This window comes from Segatella maculosa DSM 19339 = JCM 15638 (assembly GCF_000382385.1).
Classification (GTDB): Bacteria; Bacteroidota; Bacteroidia; order Bacteroidales; family Bacteroidaceae; genus Prevotella; species Prevotella maculosa.
This window is the reverse complement of the sequence record NZ_KB908335.1, coordinates 1-4,184: the sequence shown is the minus strand read 5'-3', so window position 1 is coordinate 4,184 and position 4,184 is coordinate 1. Positions and strand designations below refer to the sequence as shown.

The window sequence follows — 4,184 nt, the reverse complement described above, 5'->3', positions numbered from 1 at the left end:
GTCATCTTCTGTGGGGTTCTCAATATTCACGGAGCCTCCTTGGTCGCCGCCCGGCCGTGCGTTCGGCCTGCTGTCCTGCAGGAGATGGCAAGCATCATCAAGGGGAATGACCTCGATGCCTGGACTTAAGTATACCTGCTTTTCTTTCTTTTCCATTTTTCCGAGTTTAAAATATTATTGATATTTAGTATTACCTTTGTTCATTCATTGATACGCACAAAAAAGCATGCAGAAAGTTATCAAAAAACTTCTTGCACACCCTTTGTTTGTAAGACTTTATGGTGTATCTTACGCGCGCGTAAGAATTGTTGTTTAAATGTGTGTGTGTGTGTGTGTGTGTGTGTGTGTTAGCAAATTATTTGGCTTATGCAAATAATTTATGTTAAAAGATGCAACACAAGAAAAACTATCTTGCAACATCATGCACACGGTTCTATGATTATCCAATAATCTCATTTCAGGTTGCAAAGTTAAATAAAAAAGTGGAAATGGGAAAGGAAATCGGAGAAAAACACTTAATCTCTCTAATCCTTTCCAAGGAAATCATAAAAAGAGCCCCCTCCCACACACACATCGGGAGACAGGGCTCGAAAAAGTAATAACACAAACAGACTCACGCCTCCTTGCTTATTACGAAATATGGTTAATAAAGTAAACAAGTTGACGGACAGACGAGTTGCTTGCATAAATTTATGGGTGCATTGCAATCAACTCGTAAACTTATTTACCCGTCAACTTGTCAACTTAACTTACTTGCTGAAGCTATTGAAGTTATACATCACACCAATGTTGATGTTGTTCGTAAATGTTCCGCTCTTGGTATAAGGCAGACTGTGAGGGTAACGACCCTCGGGCATGCGATAAACCGTGTGACTGTAGAACAGAGACAGGTTGCGTGCAACACTGTAGCTGAACTGACCACCGAAGTTCATGGCTGCCTTCGTGCCACCATCGCCCAACAACAACGTAGGACCTGCATAGAGGTAGACATTCCAACGGCGTGCAGGGTCGTAGCCTGTCATCGCATTGAAGAGGTTCACCTGATAGTCGAGCGAAACCAAGTAGTTGGTAAAGTTCAACGTCGTGAGGTCATACACATGGGGATAAACCATCTTCTCCTTCATCCACTCACCCTGCAAACGCAATGCATGAACTGTGGTGAAGTTGTAACCAGCAAAGGCCATGGCATTCTTGAGTAAATCGCTCTTCTGTTCAGAGAACTTCCACTGCCAAAGCGTGTTGTTCCAACCGAAGCCCGCACCGACAAAGAGACCTTCGATCGGCAGGTTATGACGGCCTTCAATATCTTTCTCGTCATAGTCTCTGTCAGCTTTGTTACGCATCAACAACGAGATACCCATTTGGAGAGCGAAACGATTGTGGCGGTTGTCACTGATATTCTTCAGCTTCAACGGCGTGTAGGTTGGTTCGAGTGTCAGACGCAAGTCATTGGTCAACTTAGCCCAAAGCTGTCCGCCCACACGGAATGCCGTATAGCCGCCCTCATAAGAGTCAACAAAGCCAGCAACAGTCTTCTTTGAATGACCGAATTCATAGCCTGCAAAGAGGTTCAATCCGAAAGCGGAATCCCAATTATAGTTAGATTTGAAGCCCAACGGATTGATCATGAGGTCGGCCATGAAGCCACGTGTACCGATGAGATAGGTGACCGGATAGGAAGCATAAGTGCCTTCGTCCCAGTTGGCATTGGTGACACGGAAGCCACCACGCAACCCAATGGCTGAATTGGCCCACCAACCCAAAGCAACCTTGGCATCGAAGCCCGTTGTCTTAGAAGCTCCAAGCGGTGTTTTACTCATGAAAGCCGGACCAAAGCCATACTCGAAGAAGAGCGGACTGCGACGGACTTCATCATCACTCGGTTCACCTTGACCAAAGAGTTTCCTGAGTGCATCGAATGTGTACATCAAACCGATGTTCAAGTTGTTGGTGTAGGTTCCGTTCTCAGAGTAAATCATACTGTGAGGATAACGGTTCTTCGGCATACGATAAACTGTATGGCTGTAGAACAAGCCCAAAGACGGCGTCACATTATAAGTGAACATTCCACCCACATTGGCAGCAACCCTTGTTCCACCATCACCCATCAGCAACGTCGGTCCTGCATAGAGATAAGCATTCCAACGGCGTGCAGGGTCATATCCGGCCATGAGGTTGTAGAGGTTGAGCTGGTAGTCGAGCGACAAGAGATAGTTGTTATAATTCAAGTCGGTCAAATCACTGTGGCCGGGATAAGCAACCTTTTCTTTCATCCAATCGGCTTGCAGACGTACACTGTGCAACGTATTGAAGTGATAACCACCAAAGATGGTCGCATTCTTCAAGAGGTCATGCTGGTGACCAGTGAAGCGCCAATCCCAAACCGTGCTGTTCCAACCAAGACCTGCACCAAGGAAGTAGCCTTTTGTTGCAATATTCTTGCGATTGGCTTCGTCAACTTCTTCATAAACGCGCTCCTCTTTATTCTTCAACAACATGGAGAAGCCCATTTTTAAAGCATATTCGTTATAATCGATACCACCGTTTCCATGTTGTGTGACAGGAGCGTAAATCGGTTCAACCGTGAAGCGAAGCCCATTGGAAAGGCGGGCCCAGAACTGAGCCCCTACACGGAAAGCAGAGTAGTTTCCTTCATAAGAATTGACAAAACCGTCCACAGTACGCTTAGCATGGCCGAATTCGTAACCACCCAAGAGGTTTACACCGAAGCGAGGCTCCCAGTTATATTCTCTCACAAAGCCAAAGGGGTTAACCAAGAGGTCGAAAGCGGCACCACGCGTACCCACCAGCAACTTGGTGGAATGACCGGCATAGCTGCTCGATGCCCAATCGGCATTGGTTACATGGAAACCGGAACGCAAAGCGAAAGCGGAAGAGAACCACCAACCCAAAGCGACGTTGGCATCAAAGCCACGCGTGTTTCTGAAACCGAGAGAGGTGCGTCCCGTATAAGAGGGACCGAAAGCATACTCGAAGAAGAACTTAGACTGCTTGGCAGCATCGAAGAGTTGTTCCGTTCCATCGAAGTCATACATCACACCCACATTCAGGTTGTTCGTATAAGTACCATCCTTAGAGTAGACCATACTGTGAGGATAGCGGTTCTTCGGCAGACGATAAACCGAATAGCTATAGAAGAGCGAGGTATGACGAGACAAATTATAAGTCAACATGGCACCCACATTGGCTGCGAAGTCTGTTCCACCATTACCCATCAGCAATGTAGGACCGGCAGACAGATAGACATTCCAGCGACGGGCAGGATCGTAACCTGCCATGAGGTTATAGAGGTTGAGCTGATAATCGAGTGACAAGAGGTAGTTGTCGTATTTCAAGTCCACAGGGTCACTGTAGCCCGGAGCGGCAACCTTTTCGCGCTTCCACTCACCTTGCAGGCGTACACCATGCAATGTATTGAAACGATAGCCTCCGAAGAACGTGGCATTCTTCAACAAACCATGCTGATGGCCCGTGAAACGCCAATCCCAAAGTGTATTGCTCCAACCCAAACCGGCACCAGCAAAGTAACCTTTCAGCGGCGTATTGCGTACAGAGTCCTCGGCCACTTCGCCGTAATTACGTTCGGCCTTAGACTTGAGCAGCAGTGAGACACCGGCCTTCAAGGCATATGCATCATAGTTGATGCCGTTTTCACCTTTTTGCTTTATGGAAGAGAACATAGGCTCAACCGTGAAGCGGAGACCGTTGGAAAGGCGGGCCCACAACTGAGCACCGGCACGGAAACCAGTATAATTACCTTCGTAAGAGTTGACAAACACGGGATCTGTGCGCTTGGCATGACCGAGTTCGTAACCTCCGATGAGATTAACACCGAAACGTTGATCCCAATTGAAGTTGTTCGTAAAACCAAAAGGATTAATCAAAAGGTCGAAAGTGGCACCACGCGTACCCACCAGCAACTTGGTTGGCTGGCCGGCATAGCTGCTCGATGCCCAATCGGCATTGGTTACATGGAAACCGGAACGCAAAGCGAAAGCGGAAGAGAACCACCAACCCAAAGCGACATTGGCATCAAAGCCACGCGTGTTTCTGAAACCGAGGGAGGTACGTCCCGTATAAGAGGGACCGAAAGCATACTCGAAGAAGAACTTAGACTGCTTGGCAGCATCGAAGAGTTGTTCCGTTCCATCGAAGTCATACAT

General features: G+C 47.5%; 1 protein-coding gene. It reads right to left on the bottom strand.

Annotation, left to right across the window (positions count from 1 at the left end; translation table 11 throughout):
• Positions 1–749 precede the first annotated feature (749 nt).
• Positions 750–4,184, bottom strand: a 3,435-nt coding sequence (locus H164_RS14605; RefSeq protein ID WP_019968718.1) for an outer membrane beta-barrel protein, incomplete at its 5' end; no start/stop codon positions are given.